Origin of the sequence: Delftia tsuruhatensis NBRC 16741 (assembly GCF_001571325.1) — a bacterium.
GTDB lineage: Bacteria > Pseudomonadota > Gammaproteobacteria > Burkholderiales > Burkholderiaceae_C > Comamonas > Comamonas tsuruhatensis.
In genome coordinates, this window is record NZ_BCTO01000010.1 from 293,960 (window position 1) to 313,240 (window position 19,281).

Consider the following 19,281-nt stretch of genomic DNA (forward strand, 5'->3'; position numbering starts at 1 on the left):
CGCGTGGCCTCCCGAAACATGGCACGATGCCGCTCTTGTTGGTTTTTTGCAGGAGTGCATCCCATGGGTATTGCAGTGCAGATCCGCCACAACGGCGGCCCCGAAGTCCTGGAGCTGGTGCAGGTCGCCGTGGGCGAGCCCGGGCCGGGCCAGGTGCGCATACGCCACCATGCGGTGGGCCTGAACTTCATCGATGTCTACCAGCGTTCGGGCCTGTACTCGCTGCCCATGCCCTTGAGCCTGGGCATGGAGGGCGCAGGCGTGGTCGAGGCCGTGGGAGAGGGCGTGCAGCACCTGGGCGTGGGCGACCGCGTGGCCTATGCCAGCAATCCGCCGGGCAGCTACAGCGAAGTGCGTGTCATGCCCGCCATGTGCGTGTGCCGCCTGCCCGACGCCATCGCGTTCGAGACGGCTGCCGCCATGATGCTCAAGGGCCTGACGGCCCAGTACCTGCTCAAGAAATGCATTCCGGTGGAGGGCCTGGCACCGGGTGATGCCGTGCTGTTCCATGCGGCGGCCGGTGGCGTGGGCCTGATTGCCTGCCAATGGGCCAGGGCCATGGGCCTGCAGCTCATCGCCACGGCAGGCTCGGACGAGAAGTGCGCGCTGGCCCTGGCCAACGGCGCGGCCCATGCCATCAACTACCGCAGCGAGAACTTCGCCGAACGCGTGCAGGAAATCACGGGCGGCCAGGGCGTGAAGGTGGTCTACGACAGCGTGGGAAAGGACACCTGGGAAGGCTCGCTGGCCTGCCTGCGGCGCTTTGGGCTGATGGTCAGCTTCGGCAACGCATCCGGTCCCGTGGCGCCTTTCGCACCCGCCGTGCTGGCCGCCAAGTCGTTGTATGTGACGCGCCAGACCCTGTTCTCCCACATCACCAGCCGCGAGGCCACCCAGGCCATGGCCGACGATTTGTTCGCCGTGGTGGAAAGCGGTGCCGTGAAGATCCACATCGACCAGCGCTATCCGCTGGCCGAGGTGCGCCAGGCCCATCTGGACCTGGAGGCACGCAGGACCACGGGCTCCACCATCTTGCTGCCATGAACGGGGAAAAGAGCCCAGCCGACCCAGGCGTGCAGGCATGGCTGAACCGGGTGCGCGCCGCAACCCGCCAGCCTGCGCTGCAGCCGCGCCGGCCGCTTCAGGTGGCGGCAGAGGAAATCGGTTCGCTGGAAGATGGGCTGGCTGCGCAGTTGCCGGACGGGGTGATGCAGGCCCATGGCGTGGCGCTGCGGCAGCAGGCCGGCCACTGGCACCTGCAGGGCGAAGGTGATGCCACGGCCCTGCTCAACGCCCTGGCACGCGTGCTGCGAGCCTGCGGCCACAGCGGCCCCTGGCGCGATGAGCAACTGGCAGTGTGCAACGTGCAGGGTCAGCGCATTGGCACCGTGGAGCGTGGCGCCGTGCGTCCGCTGGGCATTGCCACCCTGGCCGTGCACCTGGTGGGCGAGACGGCCGACGGCCGCATCTGGGTGCAGCAGCGCGCCGACAGCAAGCCCACCAACCCCGGCATGTGGGACACGCTGATGGGCGGCATGGTGGCCGCGCACGATACCCTGGAACAAGCCGTGCAGCGTGAAACCTGGGAAGAGGCCGGCCTGCGCGTGGGCGAGCTGCAGGGCCTGCGCCATGGCGGCCACGTACTGTTCGAGCGCCCCAGCGACGAGGCCGAGGGCCGTGGCTTCATGCGCGAACGCATCGACTGGTTCAGCGCCACCGTGCCGGCTGCGCTGGAGCCCAGCAACCAGGATGGCGAGGTGCAGGCCTTTGCACTGATAGAGCGCGACCAGCTCGTGCAATGGCTGCTGCAGGACCGCTTCACGCCCGAGGCCGCCCAGGTGCTGGCGGCCTGGCTGGGCTGGTGAACGGGCAAGGCTTGCTGCGCCTCAGCGCGCCGCCTTGTCCAGCGCCGATTCCTTGAGCCGGCTTGGCGCCAGGGCGCCGGCCGATTCCAGGATGGGATAGGCCACAGAGCACAGCAGCGAGTTGATGCGCTTGAGGTCGCTGATGAGGTCGATGTGCAGCGAGCTGGTCTCTATGCTGGAGACGGTGTTGTCGGACAGGCGGGCCAGGTGGGTGGCCGAGTAGGCCAGTTCCAGATCGCGAAAGCGCGCCTTTTCCTCCAGCAGCTTCTGGGCCTCGCGCACATTGCCGTTGAGAAAGACGCTCATGGCCAGGCGCAGATTGTCCAGCAGGTGGTGCAGCAGCTCGCGGATCTCCTGCGTGCCGGCCTCGGAAAACTGGCGGCCCTTCTTGATCTTCTTGTCCTCGATGTCCAGCAGCACGCGCTCGATGATGTCCCCGATCTGCTCCATGTTGATGGTGAAGCTGATGATTTCGGTCCAGCGCTGGCCCTCGCGTTCGTCGAGTTCGGCGCGCGAGATCTTGGTCATGTAGTACTTGATGGCCGAGTACAGGTCGTCCACCGTGCCTTCGAGTTCGCGCAGCTCCTGGGACAGCTTGAGGTCGTCGGTCTCCAGCACGCGCTGCATGCCGATCAGCATGGACTCGACCATGTCGGCCTGGTGCAGGGCCTCGCGCGCGGCGCAGGAAATGGCCAGCGACGGCGTGCTCAGCGCCGAGGGGTCCAGGTGGCGGGGCCGCAGCAGGCTGGTGGAACTGGCCTCGGGCTTGGGCAGCAGGGCCGTCACCCAGCGCGCCACGGTCTGCGTCAGGCCGATGAAGCACAGGCTGTTGAAGATGTTGAAGGCCAGGTGGAACAGCACGATGTTCTGGCCCTTGCCGTCGATCAGCGGCATCACATAGGTGGCCCACAGCCCCAGGAAGGGCGCCACGATGGCCACACCCATGATCTTGAACAGCATGTTGCCGATGGTGACCTGGCGCACCTCCACGCTGGACTTGGCCGTGGTCAGCACGGCCACCAGGCCGCTGCCGATGTTGGCGCCCAGCGTCAGGCCCAGCGCCACTTCCATGGGAATCGCGCCCGAGCTGGCCATGGCCGCGATCAGCAGCACGATGGCCAGGCTGGAATAGGCCATCACGGCCAGCAGCGCACCCAGCAGCAGCTCCATGAAGATGTCGCTGGTGACAGAGGCCAGCAGGGTGCGCACGGCGGGGGCTTCCAGCAGCGGCTCGGTGGCATCGACCACCAGGCGCAGGGCCAGCAGCATCACGCCCAGCCCGATGAGCACGCGGCCTATGCGCCCGGCCGTGGTGTCCTGGCGCGTGATGAACAGCACCACGCCGACAAAGATGAACAGCGGCGACAGCCAGGACAGGTCGGTGGAGAACAGCACGGCCATCAGCGCCGTGCCCACGTCGGCGCCGCGCATCACGGCCAGCGCGGCCGGCAGCGAGATCAGGCCCTGGCCCACGAAGGCCGAGGTCATCAGCGAGGTCGCCGTGCTCGACTGCACCAGCGCAGTCACGCCCAGACCGGACAGCGCGGCCGAGAAGCGGTTGCTCATGCTGTGGGCGAGCAGGTTGCGCAGGTTGGCGCCGAACACCCGCAGCACGCCGGTGCGGACCATGTGCGTGCCCCAGACCAGCAGGGCGATGGCGGCCAGTAGATTGAGTAAGTGCTTCATGTGCTGTGAGCGGAGAAGCGGACCAATATAACCCCGGTCCCGGCTTGCGCGCAGGAGAGTCGGCCGCATGAGCGCACAGTTTGGTGCGAAATAAGGAAAATTGTAGAAATAAAACGAATCGAAAAGAATTTCGGTTGACCCAAAACGCACTCAGGAAAACCCGAGGAAAACCCGCCGGCATGCAGCCGGTGGCCCCCTCAATGAAAAAGCCCCTCGCAAGAGGGGCTGGCGGCGGCTCCGGCTGCGGCAGGGATCAGGCGCCCTTGGCCCGCCGTGCGCGCAGCACCTCGTCCAGGATCAGCAGGGCCGCGCCCACGCTGATGGCGATGTCGGCCGCATTGAAGGCCGGAAAGTGCGAACGGCCCCAGTAGAAGTCCAGGAAGTCCACCACGTAGCCGTGCTGCAGGCGGTCCACCACGTTGCCGATGGCACCGCCCAGGATGCTGGCCAGCGAGAAGCAAAACAGCTTCTGCCCCGGATGCTTGCGCAACTGCCAGACGATGAGCAGCGTGGCCGCCGCGCCGATGCCCACGAACAGCCAGCGCTGCCAGCCACCGGCTCCAGCCAGGAACGAGAAGGCCGCCCCCGTGTTGTGGGCCCGCACGATGTTGAAAAAGCCCGTGATCGGCGTCCAGTCGCCCAGCTGGTAGGCATCAAGGATCCACTGCTTGGTGAGCTGGTCGATGGCGATGATCGCCAGCGACCAGGCCAGCCAGGGCCAGATGCGGCGGCTGCGGGATTCGGGGACTGCGGCAAAGCTAGGGGTCATGGCAGCGCCTCGGTGGGATTACGCCTTGCGGCGCTCTTCGCCGGCACCGTGCAGGTTGCTGTCGCAACGGCCGCACAGGCTGGGGTGCTCGGGGTTGATGCCCACGTCGGCACGGTAATGCCAGCAGCGGTCGCACTTGGCATGGCTGCTGGGTGTGACGGCGGCCTGCAGCGTCTCGCCCGCCAGGGCCTCGGCGGCCGAGGTGATGAAGACGAACTTCAGGTCGTCGCCCAGGCTTTGCAGCAGGGCCAGGTCTTCGGGCTGCGCCGAGACACGGACTTCGGCCTGCAGCGAGGAGCCGACCCGGCCTTCGGCGCGCACGGCCTCGATGTCCTTGTTCACCACGTCGCGGATCTCGCGCAGGCGGGCCCACTTGGCCAGCAGGGCCTCGTCGCCGGCCGGCAGGTCGGTGTAGGTCTCCAGGAAGATGGACTCGCTGTCGCCGAAGACCTTCCAGGCCTCTTCGGCCGTGAAGGACAGGAAGGGCGCCATCCAGCGCAGCATGGCGTGCGTGATCTGGTGCAGCGCGGTCTGGGCGCTGCGGCGGGCCAGGCTCTTGGGCGCGCTGGTGTAGAGGCGGTCCTTGAGCACGTCCAGATAGAAGCCGCCCAGGTCTTCCGAGCAGAACAGCTGCAGCTTGGCCACCACGGGGTGGAATTCATAGACCTTGTAGTGGGCCAGCACCTCGGCCTGGAACTGGGCCGCGCGGGCCAGGGCCCAGCGGTCGATTTCCAGCAGCTCTTCGGTGGCAACCGAGTCTTTCGCCGCGTCGAAGTCGCTGACGTTGGCCAGCAGGAAGCGCAGCGTGTTGCGGATGCGGCGGTAGGCGTCCACCACGCGGGCCAGGATCTTGTCGTCGATGCCCAGGTCGCCCGAGTAGTCGGTCGAGGCCACCCACAGGCGGATGATCTCGGCGCCCATCTTGTTGCTCACGTCCTGCGGGGCGACGGTGTTGCCCAGCGACTTGGACATCTTCTTGCCCTGGCCGTCCACGGTGAAGCCGTGGGTCAGCAGGCCACGGTAGGGCGCGCGCCCGAAGATGGCCGAGGCCAGCAGCAGCGACGAATGGAACCAGCCGCGGTGCTGGTCATGGCCTTCCAGGTAAAGGTCGGCCTCGGGGCCCTGGTCGTGGTGCATGTCGGCGTGCGTGCCGCGCATCACATGCCAGAAGGTGGAGCCGGAGTCGAACCAGACTTCGAGGATGTCGGTGCTCTTGGTGTAGTGCACGGCTTCCTCGGCGCCCAGGATGTCCTCGGCCGTCACGCGGCTCCAGGCCTCGATGCCGCCTTGCTCGACCATGGCGGCGGCCTGGTCGATGATCTCCATGGTGCGCGGATGCAGTTCGCCGCTGTCCTTGTGCAGGAAGAAGGGCAGGGGCACGCCCCAGCTGCGCTGGCGCGAGATGCACCAGTCGGGCCGGCCGGCGATCATGTCGCGCAGGCGGGTCTTGCCGTTCTCCGGGTAGAACTGGGTGTGCTCGATGGCTTCCAGCGCGATCTGGCGCAGCGTCTGCGCGGGCTTGTCACCGGGCTTGGTGAACACTCCCTCGCCCTCATCCATGCGGATGAACCACTGGGCGGCGGCGCGGTAGATCACCGGCGTCTTGTGGCGCCAGCAGTGCGGGTAGCTGTGGGTGATGGTCGTGGTATCCAGCAGGCGGTCGCCCAGCTTGAGCGCATCGATGATGACGGGGACGGCCTTCCAGATGTGCTGGCCGCCGAACAGCGGCAGCTCGGGTGCGTAGACGCCGTTGCCCTGCACGGGGCTCAGGATGTCATCGCGCGTCATGCCGTTGTTCATGCAGCTGTTGAAGTCGTCCACGCCGTAGGCGGGGGCCGAGTGCACGATGCCGGTGCCGTCATCGGCCGTGGCGTAGTCGGCCAGGAACACGGGCGAGACGCGGTCAAAGCCCTTGTCCACGTGGGCCAGCGGGTGCTTGAACTGCAGGTGGTCCAGCTTCCTTCCCACGGCGGTGGCAAGGACCTGGCCTTCGAGCTTCCAGCGTGCCAGGCATTTCTCGACCAGGGCGGAGGCCACGATCAGCAGGCCGCGCTCGGTATCCACCAGGCTGTATTCCAGCTCGGGGTTGACGTTGAGCGCCTGGTTGGCGGGGATGGTCCAGGCCGTCGTCGTCCAGATGACGATGAAGGCGGGCTTGGCCAGCGAGGCCAGGCCGAAGGCGGCCGCCAGCCTGTCGGGCTCGGCCGTGGGGAACATCACGTCCAGCGTCTGGCTTTGCTTGTCGGCGTACTCGATCTCGAACTCGGCCAGCGAGGAGCCGCAGTCAAAGCACCAGTACACCGGCTTGAGGCCGCGGTAGACGAAGCCGCGCTCCATGACGCGCTTCAAGGCGCGCAGCTCGGCGGCCTCGTTGGCGTAGTTCATGGTCTTGTAGGGATGGTCCCAGTCGCCGAGCACGCCCAGGCGCTTGAAGTCCACCATCTGCTGGGCGATCTGCTCGGTGGCGAATGCACGGCTCTTGGCCTGCATCTCGTCGCGCGGCAGATTGCGGCCATGCAGCTTTTCGATGGCGTTCTCGATGGGCAGGCCGTGGCAGTCCCAGCCCGGCACGTACATGGCGTCGAAGCCCTCGAGCTGGCGGCTCTTGACGATCATGTCCTTGAGCGCCTTGTTCACCGCATGGCCGATGTGGATCTTGCCGTTGGCGTAGGGCGGGCCGTCGTGCAGGATGAACTTGGGCGCACCGTGGCGCGCATCGCGCAGCTTCTTGTAGATGCCCTTGTCCTCCCATTCCTGGACCCAGCCCGGCTCGCGCTTGGGCAGGTCGCCGCGCATGGGGAAGGGCGTGTCGGGCATGTTCAGCGTGGCGCGATAGCCCGCATTGGCGTTGGGAGAGACTTTCGAATCAGACATGGAGAACCTTGAAAGCAGGCCAGAGCCCGGACCGTCTGGTCCAGGCACGGGAAAAAGGGGAGGAAGCCTGGTGCGCACCCGCGCCCGGGCAGGTGACGGAGATCGTCAAATTCGGTCGCGCGTGGTCTGGCGACGGGTCTCGGTGTAGATGGGTGTGTGGATGGTGGCGAAGAACGCGCGCGCGTCATCGCAGTCCTTGGCGATGCCGGCGGTGAGGGCGTCGAGACTGTCGTACTTCAGCTCGTCGTGCAGTTTGTGCATAAGTTCCACGCGGATGATTTTACCGTAGGCCTCTTCGCCTCCCGGCGCGCCGGGCCAATCGAGGCAGTGGGTTTCCAGCAGGACGCGCCCGCCGTTGACATCCGTCGGGTCCAGGGAAGGGCGCACACCGAGGTTGGCCACGCCGCGCAGAGGACGCTCATGCAGTCCATGGACCAGTACCGCGAAGATGCCGCTGGCCGCGGGCTTCCAATGGTTGAAGCGCAGGTTCAGCGTTCGAAAGCCGTCGCCCGCGCCCTGGCGGCTTTCGGCCAGGCTGCGGCCCAGCTTGCGCCCGTGGACCACATGGCCGGAGATGGTGTAGGGATGACCCAGCAGCCGCGCCGCATCCTGCATGCGCCCCTCGGCCAGGGCGCAGCGCACATGGGTGCTGGACACGCGCAGGCCATGCACTTCGTAGCTGTTCATGCGGGCCACGTCAAAGCCCTGGCGCTGGCCTGCCGCGTCCAGCATGGCGTAGTCGCCCGCGCGCTGGGCGCCGAAGCGGAAATCGTCGCCGACCAGCACGTATTTCGCGCCCAGGCCGGCCACCAGCACCTCATCGATGAAGGCCTGGGGCGCCTGGCTGGCCAGCGCCCGGTTGAAGGGCAGCACCACGGTCTGGTCCACGCCGCAGCGCTGCAGCTCCGACAGCTTGTCGCGCAGCGTGCCTATGCGCGCCGGCGCGATCTCGGGCCGGCCCAGGGCCTGGGCGAAGTAGTCGCGCGGATGGGGCTCGAAGGTCAGCACGCAGGTGGGCACGCCACGCTGGGCAGCTTCAGCCGACAGCAGGGCCAGCATGGCCTGGTGACCCCTGTGAACACCATCGAAATTGCCGATGGTGACGGCGCAGGCCGGTTCTCGCCCTGGATGGTTGAAGCCTCGAAAAATCTTCATGGGACGCTTTGTTTTCAATAGCGGCTGGCACGCGCGCAGCCAGCGCAGGCTGTCAATCCGACACGGAAACAGAGTATATTGCCTCGATAAGGCCTGCCTTGCAGGCCCTGTGCACTGGCTGCATTCCCGTTCACCTTGGTGTCAGAGGAGGCGTGTCGTGAAGGTCTTGAAGCTGTCGGCCCAAGGGCTGCCCCAATCCTGGATTACGCTGGAGCAGGCGGCGCTGCATTACGCGGCGGACGATGTGCGCTGGGAGTCCGGCGGGGAAGTCGCCTGTTTCCGCGGTGGCCACAATGCCGTCACGGGCTGCCAGTCGGTCATCCACATCAACAGCATCATCGGCACGCGCGGTGCGCCCTCCATCAATCCGCACAGCCTGCAGCCGGGCCTGACCAACGGCAAGCTGTTCGCACGCGACCGCTGCATCTGTGCCTACTGCGGCCGGGTCTTCCACGAAAACGACCTCACGCGCGAACACATCGTGCCCATCTCCGCAGGCGGCGGCCATCACTGGATGAATCTGGTGACTGCCTGCCGTTCCTGCAACCACCGCAAGGGCGCCCGCACGCCTGAACAGGCGCGCATGCCCCTGCTCTACACGCCCTATGTACCCAGCCTCTGGGAAGACTTCATCCTGCGCAACCGACGGATTCTGGCGGACCAGATGGAGTTTCTGCTGCTGCACGTGCCCAGAAGCTCGCGCTGGGCGCGCGATAGCCTCGTCGGGGACGGTGGTGCGCCCACGCACGAGGTGGCGTGGGCTTGATGAGAACTGTCAGGCAGCGGTCTTGGTTGCGGTCACGACGAAGCCCTGAACCGGTTGCCCGCCTTCCTGCCGCAGCACCAGTTCCTCGGTCGATACGCTGAAGCCCGCTTGCTTGCACAATGCTTCGATATGGCTGCGCTTGTGGGCGTAGCGTTGGCTGGGCTTGGGCTGCAGGATCAGGTCCGGGCCATCTTCCGGAGCCGTCTCGCAGGAGAGGATGAGCTCGCCGCCTGTCTTGAGAATGCGTGCCGCGTTGGGAACAACCAGTTGGGGATCGCCGATATAGATCAACACGTCCAGCAGGGTCAGAACATCGTATTCATTGGCCGGTGTGTTTTGCAGCGCATCCACCAGATCCACATTGTGGAAACGGTCATAGACGCCGTGTTTGGCAGCTTCCTCGATCATCTTGAGCGAGCTATCCACGCCGATCAGATAGCCTTGCATCGGACCCAGGAACAGCCCCAGCAAGCCGGTGCCGCAGCCCAGGTCCAGCAGATTGAAGTCCTTGGCCGGGTGGCGTTCCATCAGCTGGCCAGCAACGATTTTCGGTAGTTGGTAGTTCAGGCCAAGAACCAGATGCTTGTCGAAGCGCCCGGCCATCTCGTCGAACATGGCCTGGTGCATCTTTACTGGAATATGTTTGGGAGTCTCGGCTCGTGCCAGCGCCGCGTAGTAGGCCAGTGTGGCGTCCTGCGGGAATTTCGCCTCGAGCGTCCGGATATCGTCCAGAGCCGCTGTGGTTTCGCCACGTGCGATTTGGACCTTGATGCGCCCCATTTTGTAGGCAGGCTGTTCCGGGAATTCATCCACCAGGGCGTTCCATATCTGGAGCGCCTCGGAGTGTTCTCCCAATTCGGCCAGATCGGCAGCCAGATGCTGTCGCAGCAGAGCATCGTTGGGGAAAAGTTCCAGTCCCCTGCGAAGGTGAAGGACGGCCATTTCAAGCTTGCCGGCACGGTGTGCGATGTCCACAACGCCGGCCAGCACCTGGGGATTGCGGGGCTCGATGCGCGCCACTTTCTCCGCCATTTCAATGGCGAGATCGAACTGATCGCGACGCGCACGGTAGAGGGCCGATTCCAGCAGACCCGGACCCCACATCGGTGCGAGTTCAACGCAGCGATTGAAGGCTTCCTCTGCTTTGGCGGGGTTGCCTGCCTTCTCTGCCATCAGCCCTGCCAGCATGAATACGCGGGCATCGCCAGGCATCTTGCGGTGAGCCTTGTTCAGAGTCTGTGCGGCCTTGCGCAGATCGCCGTTGGAGATCTGCTGGCGAGCCATTTCCAGGTGCTTGCGGTTGATATCGGCGGGGATGGAAGTAGCGCTCATGGACAGGTGTGTGTTTATGGCCAGGATGAGGCGGGCCTTGATGGCGGCAAATGCCGACAGGCCACGCCAGTGGCGAACTTTTCATTATCGTGGATTCTTCGCCGCATCATGTTTCAAGCCGCTGTCTGCAAGGTTTTGGACTGCGCAGCGGGAGCGGGATGCGGCGGCAGCGTGAGCGTGAAGCTCGTGCCGCCCTCCGGTGAAGGTGCCGCCTGTATGTCGCCGCCATGCAGTCGCGCAATGCGCCGGGCGACCCACAGGCCCAGGCCGAAGCCGCGGGCCTGGTCGGAGCGGTGGCCGCGCTCGAAGCGCTCGAAGATGCGCAGCGCCAGCTCGGGCGCCAGGCCTGGGCCCTGGTCGCTGACGGTGAGTTCCAGCTGACCACGGTCGTCGGTGCGCGCGCGCACGGTGATTTCTCCGGCCTTGGCGTACTTCACGGCGTTGTCCACGAGGTTGGACAGTGCGATGCGGATGAGCGTGGAGTCGCACTCCCAGATGGCGGGCGCCTGCGCGCTGTCCAGGCGCAGACGGTGGCGGCGAGACCAGTGCACGAGCTGCGCGGCATCATCGACCAGCTCCATGACGGGAGCGCGGTGCAACTGCAGCCTGAAGGCGGGAGCGTCCAGGCGGTCGCTGATCAGGCAGTTGTCCACCAGGGCCGTGAGGCGTCTGCAGGCGCGCCGGATCTGGGCGGCGCGTTCGAGCTGGGAGTCGATGTCGGGGGAGGGAAAGGAAAGTTGCTCGGTGGCGGCACTGTCCACCACGGCCAGCGGCGTGCGGAACTCATGGTTGACCATGTTGAAGAACTGCCGCTGCTCCAGTCGCAGCGTGCGTTCGCTGTGCAGCGCCGCCTGCAGCGCGTTCTGCGCCCGCAGCAGCTCGGCCGTGCGCAGCCGCACGCGCTCTTCCAGCGCATGCTCGGATTTGGCCAGGGATTCGAGCAGTTGTGCCTGGCGTGCCATGGAGTCCCGGAATTTCTGGATCAGGCTGGCGCCGACGGCCACGGTGATCACGATGTTGACCAGCAAGGTGTTGAGCTGCCAGAAAACGCTGGTCTCTATGGTGGGCAGGCTGGCAAGGCCCACATAGGCTGCCGTCACATACAGCCCCATGAGCCCGTACATGGTGCTGGGAACGACCATCAGCACATGGACCAGGCTGGCACGATCGCGCAGCAGATTGCTCCATGCCACCACCGCAAACAACGCGCTGATGGCCCAGGGCGCGCCGACCCCTATCCAGGCCCAGTCCTGGTAGCGGCCGAGCGGGATGCTTGGCAGGCACAGCAACGGGATGATTCCCAGGGCGAGCAGGGCCCGGTCCATGCGCCGCCAGCGTGTGTCGCGGGTCAGCAGCTCGCGCATCTGCCAGGCCAGGGCGGCGGGAAGCATCAGGGTGCCAAGGCTGACGCACAGATGGCCCCAGTGCGCCAGATGGTCGGGCAGCCAGATCTGCAGGTAGCCCCGGTCGCTGGCGCCATGGATCAGTACGGCGATGGCTGCCACGGCCATGGCGGCCAGTTTGCGCAACCGCAAGGCCAGGGCGGCCCCGATGATCAGCAGGGCCAGCATGAGGTTGATGCCCTGGTGGATGCCCGATGCCCATTCCACGGCCGAGAACTGCGTCATCAGACCGCTGCTGCGCCAGATCGTGGCGTCCAGCTGCATGGGGCTTGAGGTCTGCACGCGCAGGATGAAGGGCTGGTCCGTGTACAGCGGAAACACGAGCTGGCGCACATGGACCCGTGGTTCGCCGGTTGCCGTATCGCCGCTGCTGCGCATGCGCCAGGCGCCGTCCATGTACTGGTACAGCGCGACCTGGTCCAGGTAGCTGGGCAGGATCTCCAGCCACAGAGGGTCCTGCTCGGGGTCGATCTTCCCGGCGGCGATATAGGGAGCCTGCACCTTGAGCCAATACACATCGCGCGTGTAGCCCTTGTTCAGCGGTGTGTCGAGCGCGGTGAAGTCCGTATCGGGCAGGGCTGCCACCTGGTCGATGGTGAGGCTGCCCTGCGCATCGACAAGCGCCAGCATGGGCAGGTCCGTGCCCAGCTGCAGGCGCTTGGCTGGAAGGGACTGCCAGGCCGGACTGAGGATGAAGCAGACCACCAGCACCAGCGAAAACACCAGCCAGCCCGGCAGCGCCAGACGGTTCAGGACACGCAGCAGGTTCAGGATGCGCATGGCGAGGCGGGCTGTGTTGCAGCTGTGGCAAGGCCGCTGTCTTCGGGAATGCTGCAGGGCAGCGTCAGCGTGAAGCAGGTGCCGCCGCCCGCAGCTGGCGTGACCTGCACATCGCCGCCGTGCATCTGGGCCACGCGCCGGGCCACCCACAGGCCCAGGCCGAAGCCTCGGGTCTGGTCCGAGCGCTCTCCGCGCTCGTGCAGCTCGAAGATGCGCTGCGCCAGCTCGGGCGCCAGGCCAGGGCCCTCGTCGCTGACGGTGAGCTCCAGCCGGCCCTGCCCGTCCAGGCGGGCACACACGGCGATTTCGCCGGCCTGGGCGTATTTCACGGCGTTGTCCACGAGGTTGGACAGGGCGATGCGCACCAGCGTGGGATCGCACTGCCAGGAGGCGGGGATGCCGGCAGTCTCCAGCCTCAGATGATGGCGGCGCGACCAGTGCACGAGCTGTACGGCATCGTCGATCAGGTCCGTCACCGGAACCCGGTCGAGCTGCAGCCGGAACGCAGGCGCGTCCAGGCGGTCGCTGACCAGGCAGTTGTCCACCAGGGCCGTGAGGCGCCTGCAGGCACGCCGGATCTGGGCGGCCCGCTCCAGTTGGGAGTCGATGTCGGTGGACGGAAAGGTCAACTGCTCCGTGGCCGCGCTGTCCACCACGGCCAGCGGCGTGCGGAATTCATGGTTGACCATGTTGAAGAACTGGCGCTGCTCTAGCCGCAGGGTGCGTTCGCCGTGCAGCGCGGCCTGCAGCGCGTTCTGTGCATGCAGCAGCTCGGCCGTGCGTGTGCGTACCCGGCCTTCGAGCGCGTGCTCGGAGCGGGCCAATGACTCCACCAGTTGCGCCTGCCTGTCCATGGAGTTCTGGAATTTCTCGACCAGGCTGGCGCCCACGGCAATGATGATGAGGATGTACAGCAGCAGCGATTCCAGTTGCCAGTACATGCCGGCTTCGATGTCGGAGGACACCAGCCCCGTGAACGCTGCAGCCACGTGGATGCCCATGACCGCATGCAGCGTGTAGGGAATCAGCACCAGCAGGTTGACGATGCTGGGGCCCTGGCGGAGCAGGTTCTTCCAGGCCACCAGAGCGCTCAGCATGCTGGCCATCCAGGGGACGCTGACTCCGAGCCAGGCCCATTGCGTGTAGTGCCCCATGGGAATGCTGAGCAAGGCCAGCAGCGGCGCCAAGGTCAGCAGCACCAGCATGCGGTCGATGCGGCGCCAGATCGTTCCGCGCGTCAAGGTCTCGCGTGCCTGCCAGGCAAAGGCGGCAGGCAGCAGGAAGACGCCCACGCTCACCCAGATATCCGCATGCGGCGCCCAGGGCTCGGGCAGCCACAGCTGGGCATAGCCGCGCACATTGGCGTTGTGGGTCAGAACCACGAACGCCAGCAGCGTCATGGCCATCAGGCTGCGCATGCGAAGGGCCAGGGCTGCGCCGGCGATCAGCAAGGTCAGCACCAGGTTCACGCCCTGGTGCACCCCCGAGGCCCACTCCACGCTGGACAGCCAGGCCATCAGCCCCGTGCTGCGCCAGACCGTGGCGTACAGCTGCATGGCGCTGCTGGTCTCGATGCGCAGCACAAAGGGCTGGCCGGCGCGCAGTGGAAACACCAGCTGGCGCACATGGATGCGCTGGGCCATGGGCACCGTGTCGCCGCTTTCGCGTGCCTGCCACAGGCCATTCGCCTGCTGGTAGAGCGTGACCCTGTCCAGATAGGTGGGCGTGATCTCCAGCCACAGCGGATCATTGCCGGCCAGCGCACTGGCGGGTGCGAGGGCAGGCATGGCAACCCTCACCCAGTAAGCCTGGCGGGTATAGCCCTCGTTCAGAGGCGTGCGCCGGGTTTCGAAGGCATCATCGGGCAGGGCCGCGACCTGTTCAATGGTCATGCTGCGGCCCGCATCGGCAAGCACCTGCATCGGCAGGTCCTTGCCCAGACGCAGTCCCTTGTCAGGGGGAGACATGGTTGCCGGGCTCAGCACGAAAAATGCGAGCAGCCCGAGCGATACCGTGATCCATGCAATAAAAGTAAATTTTTGTGTGTTTCTCTGAACTGTGAGCATTCGAGAGTGTTCGTGCATGGCGGCGGACGTTCACCCCAATGAAAATCCGCGCACCAATAGGCAAACATCATGCAGCAGACACTAGAGCCATCGATCGAGTTCACCGTCGCCGTCGTAGAGGACGACGAGGATATTCGTATCAATGTGTGTCGATTTTTAACAAAGTCTGGCCTGCATGCCTGGGGCACGGATTCTGCAGAAGACTTCTACATAAAGCTACTGCGCGAGAAGGCAGATCTGGTCGTCGTCGACCTGGGTCTGCCCGGCGAGGACGGGCTGAGCCTGGTCAAGCGCCTGGCCGAGCAGGAGATCCCCGTGGTGGTGCTCACGGCACGCGGCGATCTGGACAGCCGCATTGCCGGCCTCAATGCCGGCGCCCTGCAGTACTTCGTCAAGCCCACCGACATGAACGAGCTGGTGGCCGGCATCCGCTCCCAGCTTCGCCGCAACACCGGTCAGCCGGGCAGGGCGTCCGCCCCATTCCTGACCTGGCGCCTTGACCCCCTGTCGGCCTGCATGGTCGCACCCAACCACCAGATCATTGCCCTGACCAGCCGCGAGCTGGAATTGCTCGGCTGCCTGATGGCAACCCCCGGGACCATGGTGTCCAAGCAGACCCTGATCGAGGCCATGGGCTATGCCGATGTGGATGACGGTTTTCATCGCATTGAATCGCAGTTGACGCGGCTTCGCCGCAAGACCCTGGATATCTCCGGGCTGGCCCTGCCGGTGAGGGCCGTGTTCGGTCGAGGGCTGGTGTTCGTGCCTTAGGCGCCTTTTTCTTCTCCATTTCAGCTTTTTGAACCGCTGCCGTCCGGGCATGCGGAAGGGATTCGTTCGCCCATTTTTTTGCTGCAAAAGCGCGTGCGCGTGATTGGGCGGCTTGGTGCTGGCGGTGTGCGCAAGCCGGCGGCGTGGGCCGTCGGGGTTTTCATCCGTGATCAAACACACATGAAGAGAGGAATGGTATGGCGAGACAGAGTTTGCATATCCGGCCCACAGGGCCGCGCATGAAGGCCTGGAGGCAGGCCAGAAGTCTGGTTGCAGCCGGCACCCTGGCAATGGTGGGTGCAGTTGCGCAGGCGGCATTTCTGAATGGGGACTTCGAGGCAGGGGACCTGACTGGCTGGACCCCCCAGGCCTGGACCAACAATGGCACCCAGGCCAATCCGAAGCGCTTGAGCGAGTTGCGCCTGCAGCCACCTGGCACCAAGTCCCATCTGGTCGAAATCGCCAGCGGCTCGGAAGGCGCTGCAGACGAAGTCCTGTTCCGGGGTGACGCCGGCCAGTCCGCCCTCAAACTGACTTTGGCAGGCTCCCACTCTGCCCGCATCAACCTCAAGGCGAACAGCGCCATCCCAGCCAGCAACGTGATACCTCGGTCCAGCAAGGTCACGGGGGGACTCGCCGGCTGGACCCAGCAGGTCAATACGGCAAGTTCCATCACCCAGGAAGTGACGCTGACTGCGGATGACATCGACCAGGACGGCAAGATCCACATCCGATTTGTCGCGGCGCCCGTGCTTGAGTACGCCAGCAATCACGGAGGCGAGGATCGCCCCTACTTTGCCATCTCGCTGGTCAAGACCTATGACGCCCAGACCGCCACGGATCTGACGGGCTCACCCCAGGAGTTGTTCTTCAAATACCACTACGGCGGCGAGCCGGGGGCACCCTGGAAGACCTTTACCGACAAGGGCGGTGCCATCCAGAACTACACCGACCCCCAGGCCTACGATGTCGCTCCTGGCAATGCCTACCTGCGGGTAGGCGACAAGGTCAGGCTGCAGGCCGTGGCCTCGGCCTGCAGTGCCGGTGGCCACGCAGGCCATCTGTACGTTGACAACTTCGGCACGACCTTGCCCAAGACCCTGTGGATCAGCGCGTCCGGGCCTGTCAGCGCGCCCAAGGCGGACGGCACGGAGATCACCTATACCTACACCTATACGAACAACGGCAGCACCCCGGTGAACAACGTGAAGGTCACGCCCGCCATGCCCGTGGGCACGGATGCGGGCATCAGTCCGACCACGTTCGTGTCGCTGGCCGGCGACGGCGGCGCTTGCACGGCCCCGGCCGTGGGCAGTTCAGATCCTGCCCAGTGCGACTTTGGGACCCTGGCTCCCGGGCAGTCGGGCACGTTCACGATGACCGTGAAGGTTCCTGCGGGCACGCCGTCAGACCAGATCAACAACGGCAACTACACCATCGGAGGCGACCTGACCTCGACCCTGCTCGGTGCCATGGTGCAGACCCAATTGCTGGCTCCCGCGGCGAGCAGCGACATGGTGCCTGATGTCTCCGGACTCCCGCCCACCGCCGTGGTCGGCGTCCCCTACACCGGCAGCTTCTCCTGCAAGAACGATGGTGCAGCCAGCGCAGGCCAGGCTATCTGCGATGCCTCCGGTCTGCCTCCTGGCGTGACGGCAGGCCAATGCACGATAGACGGCGCGGCCTGGATGCAGCCCGCCGTGGTGCCTGCGGGCAAGACGGTGGTCTGCCAGGTCTCCGGCACACCGACGGGTCCAGGCGGCAGCTCGACGGTCACGGTGACCACGGGCGGCGACAACGACCTGACCCCGGGCAACAACACGACCACGTCGAACATCGCGGTCACCACAGCGCCGGACATGCAGGTCAATCTGAGCGGACTGCCCCCCACCTCGCCGCTGAACATTCCCTATAGCGGCAGCTTCACCTGCAGCAACCAGGGCCTGGCCAACGCCGTGAGCGGCACCTCCTGCGCCGTCTCCGGCCTGCCGGCTGGCGTGACACAAGGCGCATGCTCCATCAGCCCCGGCAATGCCGCGTGGGTGGCGGGCAATGCGGTGCCGGTGGGAGCCACGGTCACCTGCCAGGTGAGCGGTACGCCCACGGCCGCAGGTTCGTCCACGGTCACGGGCACCACGGGCGCAACGGATGATTCGAATGCGGCAAACAACACCGCGACCATGAATGTGTCCACCGTTGCAGTGCCCGACATGGGCGTCGATCTGAGCGGCCTGCCGACCGCGTTCACTGCCGGCACGCCCTACAGCGGCCGTTTTGTCTGCAAGAACCAGGGCTCGGCCGATGCATCGGCAGGCACCTCGTGCGCAGTCACGGGACTGCCGCCTGGCGTCAGCCAGGGCGCTTGCCGCATCAGCCCCTCCAATGCAGCCTGGTCCGCAGGGGATGCCGTGCCTGCGGGCGCCAGCGTGACCTGCACGGTCAGCGGAACGCCCAGCTCCGTGGGGGCGGTGGCACTGACGGGCAGTACCGGTGCGACCGGAGATGCCAACCCGGCCAACAACACGGCTTCCCGCGCGGTGGCCGTGGCCGTATCGCCCGCCTCCATCCCCACCCTCTCCGAATGGGGCCTGATCCTGATGTCCGGCTTGATGGGCATCATGGGCTGGGGCATGGTGCGCCGCCGCCGCTTCAACGCGCTGTGACCGGCAACCGGTCGTGACGCAGGGCGTCCTTCGGGGCGCCTTTTTTTTGGTTCGGAGCATGGCCGCAGCCCATTGACATGCTCAATATGTGATCGAATAAGGGTTTATACCTAGCATTCGCCCCATGATCGTCCGTGATCGCCCCGCCGGCCTCAGGCTGTTTCTGATTTTGCGGGGCTCGGTGCTCCAGCGCATCCAGGTCACGCTGCTCGTGAACATCGTGTTTGCCGCCATCATCACCCTGGTGCACGGCAATCTCTTCGACGTGAAGATCACGGTGACGCCCATCCCCTTCACGCTGATCGGCCTGCCGCTGGCCATCTTCCTGGGGTTTCGCAACAACACCGCCTACGACCGCTACTGGGAAGGGCGCAAGCTCTGGGGAGAGATGGTGATCTGCGCGCGCACGCTGGCGCGCCAGTGCCAGAGCCTGATTGCGCTGGACACGGTGCCCGATCCCCGGCGCCGCGACAGCGACGTGCGCGTGCGCATGGTGCACCGGGCTGTTGCCTTCGCGCATTCGCTGCGGTCCCAGCTGCGGGGCCTGCACGACGATGCCGAAGCCGGCCGCTGGCTCGTGGACAGGGAATGGCGCCAAATCCAGGCCCTGCCGCTGGAGCAGCGCTGCGACGCACTGATGATGTCCATGGGGCATGACCTGGCGCAGTGTGTGCGCCGTGGCGAGATGGAGCCCTGCCTGGCCGCGTCCATGGACAAGACCTTCACACGCATGACGGCCGCTGCCGCCTCGTGCGAGCGCATACGCAACACGCCCATGCCGTTCTCGTATGCGCTGCTGCTGCACCGCACGGCCTATATGTACTGCTTTCTGCTGCCGTTCGGCCTGGTGGACACGACCGGGTTCATGACGCCTTTCGTCGTGGCCATCGTGGCCTACACCTTCTATGGGCTCGACGCCCTTGGCGATGAACTCGAAGAGCCCTTTGGCCTGGAGAGCAACGACCTGCCGCTGGACACCATCTGCCGCTCCATCGAGATCAGCCTGGGCCGCACGCTGGGCGAGACGGATCTGCCCGCGCCGCTCAGGCCCGAGGGCTACAGGCTGACCTGAGGCGGCGGGCAAGCATGGGAAAAAGCAAAGGCCCATGAAAAGCCCATGAAAAAGCCCCGCAGTTTCCTGCGGGGCCTGG

Annotated in this window: 13 protein-coding genes; 6 read left to right on the top strand and 7 right to left on the bottom strand. The window is 65.7% G+C overall.

All coding sequences use genetic code 11. The features are described 5' to 3' along the window. The first annotated feature begins 63 nt into the window (after positions 1 to 63). Both DTS01S_RS04400 and DTS01S_RS04405 read left to right on the top strand, forming a co-directional pair. Positions 64 to 1,044, top strand: coding sequence for a quinone oxidoreductase family protein (locus tag DTS01S_RS04400; RefSeq protein WP_016445741.1), 981 nt, complete (start codon positions 64 to 66; stop codon positions 1,042 to 1,044). Further along, the gene (locus tag DTS01S_RS04405; protein ID WP_016451091.1) at positions 1,041 to 1,865 is read left to right on the top strand and encodes an NUDIX hydrolase; all 825 of its coding nucleotides are present in this window, start codon (positions 1,041 to 1,043) and stop codon (positions 1,863 to 1,865) included. The genes DTS01S_RS04400 and DTS01S_RS04405 overlap by 4 nt, the downstream gene beginning before the upstream one ends. Before the next feature lie 21 nt (positions 1,866 to 1,886). Here DTS01S_RS04405 and DTS01S_RS04410 read toward each other — a convergent pair whose 3' ends face one another. The 4 genes from DTS01S_RS04410 to DTS01S_RS04425 form a co-directional block, all read right to left on the bottom strand. Continuing rightward, positions 1,887 to 3,551 (bottom strand): Na/Pi cotransporter family protein, encoded by a 1,665-nt coding sequence (locus tag DTS01S_RS04410; protein WP_016445743.1) that lies wholly within the window; start codon positions 3,549 to 3,551, stop codon positions 1,887 to 1,889. Positions 3,552 to 3,804: 253 nt separating this feature from the next. Continuing rightward, entirely contained in the window at positions 3,805 to 4,320 is a 516-nt protein-coding gene (lspA, locus tag DTS01S_RS04415; protein WP_016445744.1) for a signal peptidase II, read from the bottom strand. Positions 4,321 to 4,338: 18 nt separating this feature from the next. Next, positions 4,339 to 7,194 carry an isoleucine--tRNA ligase gene (ileS, locus tag DTS01S_RS04420; protein WP_017405182.1) on the bottom strand — a complete coding sequence of 952 codons (2,856 nt, stop codon included), beginning with the start codon at positions 7,192 to 7,194 and terminating at the stop codon, positions 4,339 to 4,341. A 105-nt stretch (positions 7,195 to 7,299) separates the two neighbouring features. Next, positions 7,300 to 8,349 carry a bifunctional riboflavin kinase/FAD synthetase gene (locus DTS01S_RS04425; RefSeq protein ID WP_026062338.1) on the bottom strand — a complete coding sequence of 350 codons (1,050 nt, stop codon included), beginning with the start codon at positions 8,347 to 8,349 and terminating at the stop codon, positions 7,300 to 7,302. 157 nt (positions 8,350 to 8,506) lie between these two features. Between DTS01S_RS04425 and DTS01S_RS04430 the strand changes: the two genes are divergently transcribed. Then, positions 8,507 to 9,115 (top strand): HNH endonuclease, encoded by a 609-nt coding sequence (locus tag DTS01S_RS04430; RefSeq protein ID WP_016445747.1) that lies wholly within the window; start codon positions 8,507 to 8,509, stop codon positions 9,113 to 9,115. 9 nt (positions 9,116 to 9,124) lie between these two features. Here the strand turns inward: DTS01S_RS04430 and DTS01S_RS04435 are convergent, their stop codons facing one another. The 3 genes from DTS01S_RS04435 to DTS01S_RS04445 all read right to left on the bottom strand — a co-directional run bounded on the left by DTS01S_RS04435 (position 9,125) and on the right by DTS01S_RS04445 (position 14,597). Continuing rightward, on the bottom strand, positions 9,125 to 10,447 hold the full coding sequence (locus DTS01S_RS04435) for a tetratricopeptide repeat protein (RefSeq protein WP_017405184.1): 1,323 nt from the start codon (positions 10,445 to 10,447) through the stop codon (positions 9,125 to 9,127). A gap of 113 nt (positions 10,448 to 10,560) precedes the next feature. Continuing rightward, entirely contained in the window at positions 10,561 to 12,630 is a 2,070-nt protein-coding gene (locus DTS01S_RS04440; RefSeq protein ID WP_017405185.1) for a sensor histidine kinase, read from the bottom strand. After that, the gene (locus DTS01S_RS04445) at positions 12,618 to 14,597 is read right to left on the bottom strand and encodes a sensor histidine kinase (protein ID WP_047217417.1); all 1,980 of its coding nucleotides are present in this window, start codon (positions 14,595 to 14,597) and stop codon (positions 12,618 to 12,620) included. The genes DTS01S_RS04440 and DTS01S_RS04445 overlap by 13 nt, the downstream gene beginning before the upstream one ends. A 168-nt stretch (positions 14,598 to 14,765) precedes the next feature. Here DTS01S_RS04445 and DTS01S_RS04450 point away from each other — a divergent pair, with 168 nt between their 5' ends. The 3 genes from DTS01S_RS04450 (at position 14,766) to DTS01S_RS04460 (ending at position 19,202) form a co-directional block, all read left to right on the top strand. Beyond that, the gene (locus DTS01S_RS04450) at positions 14,766 to 15,467 is read left to right on the top strand and encodes a response regulator transcription factor (RefSeq protein WP_016445751.1); all 702 of its coding nucleotides are present in this window, start codon (positions 14,766 to 14,768) and stop codon (positions 15,465 to 15,467) included. Positions 15,468 to 15,874: 407 nt separating this feature from the next. After that, positions 15,875 to 18,130, top strand: a complete 2,256-nt coding sequence (locus tag DTS01S_RS04455; protein ID WP_254787888.1) for an IPTL-CTERM sorting domain-containing protein — start codon at positions 15,875 to 15,877, stop codon at positions 18,128 to 18,130. Positions 18,131 to 18,254: 124 nt separating this feature from the next. Next, entirely contained in the window at positions 18,255 to 19,202 is a 948-nt protein-coding gene (locus tag DTS01S_RS04460; protein ID WP_016445753.1) for a bestrophin family protein, read from the top strand. Positions 19,203 to 19,281 lie beyond the last annotated feature (79 nt).

What these genes read in the sequence shown, in the direction of transcription:
- DTS01S_RS04400 (WP_016445741.1), top strand. Translation starts at nt 64, where the DNA reads ATGGGTATTGCAGTGCAGATCCGCCACAACGGCGGCCCCGAAGTCCTG.
- DTS01S_RS04405 (WP_016451091.1), top strand. Translation starts at nt 1,041, where the DNA reads ATGAACGGGGAAAAGAGCCCAGCCGACCCAGGCGTGCAGGCATGGCTG.
- DTS01S_RS04410 (WP_016445743.1), bottom strand. Translation starts at nt 3,551, where the DNA reads ATGAAGCACTTACTCAATCTACTGGCCGCCATCGCCCTGCTGGTCTGG.
- lspA (WP_016445744.1), bottom strand. Translation starts at nt 4,320, where the DNA reads ATGACCCCTAGCTTTGCCGCAGTCCCCGAATCCCGCAGCCGCCGCATC.
- ileS (WP_017405182.1), bottom strand. Translation starts at nt 7,194, where the DNA reads ATGTCTGATTCGAAAGTCTCTCCCAACGCCAATGCGGGCTATCGCGCC.
- DTS01S_RS04425 (WP_026062338.1), bottom strand. Translation starts at nt 8,349, where the DNA reads ATGAAGATTTTTCGAGGCTTCAACCATCCAGGGCGAGAACCGGCCTGC.
- DTS01S_RS04435 (WP_017405184.1), bottom strand. Translation starts at nt 10,447, where the DNA reads ATGAGCGCTACTTCCATCCCCGCCGATATCAACCGCAAGCACCTGGAA.
- DTS01S_RS04440 (WP_017405185.1), bottom strand. Translation starts at nt 12,630, where the DNA reads ATGCGCATCCTGAACCTGCTGCGTGTCCTGAACCGTCTGGCGCTGCCG.
- DTS01S_RS04445 (WP_047217417.1), bottom strand. Translation starts at nt 14,597, where the DNA reads ATGTCTCCCCCTGACAAGGGACTGCGTCTGGGCAAGGACCTGCCGATG.
- DTS01S_RS04450 (WP_016445751.1), top strand. Translation starts at nt 14,766, where the DNA reads ATGCAGCAGACACTAGAGCCATCGATCGAGTTCACCGTCGCCGTCGTA.
- DTS01S_RS04460 (WP_016445753.1), top strand. Translation starts at nt 18,255, where the DNA reads ATGATCGTCCGTGATCGCCCCGCCGGCCTCAGGCTGTTTCTGATTTTG.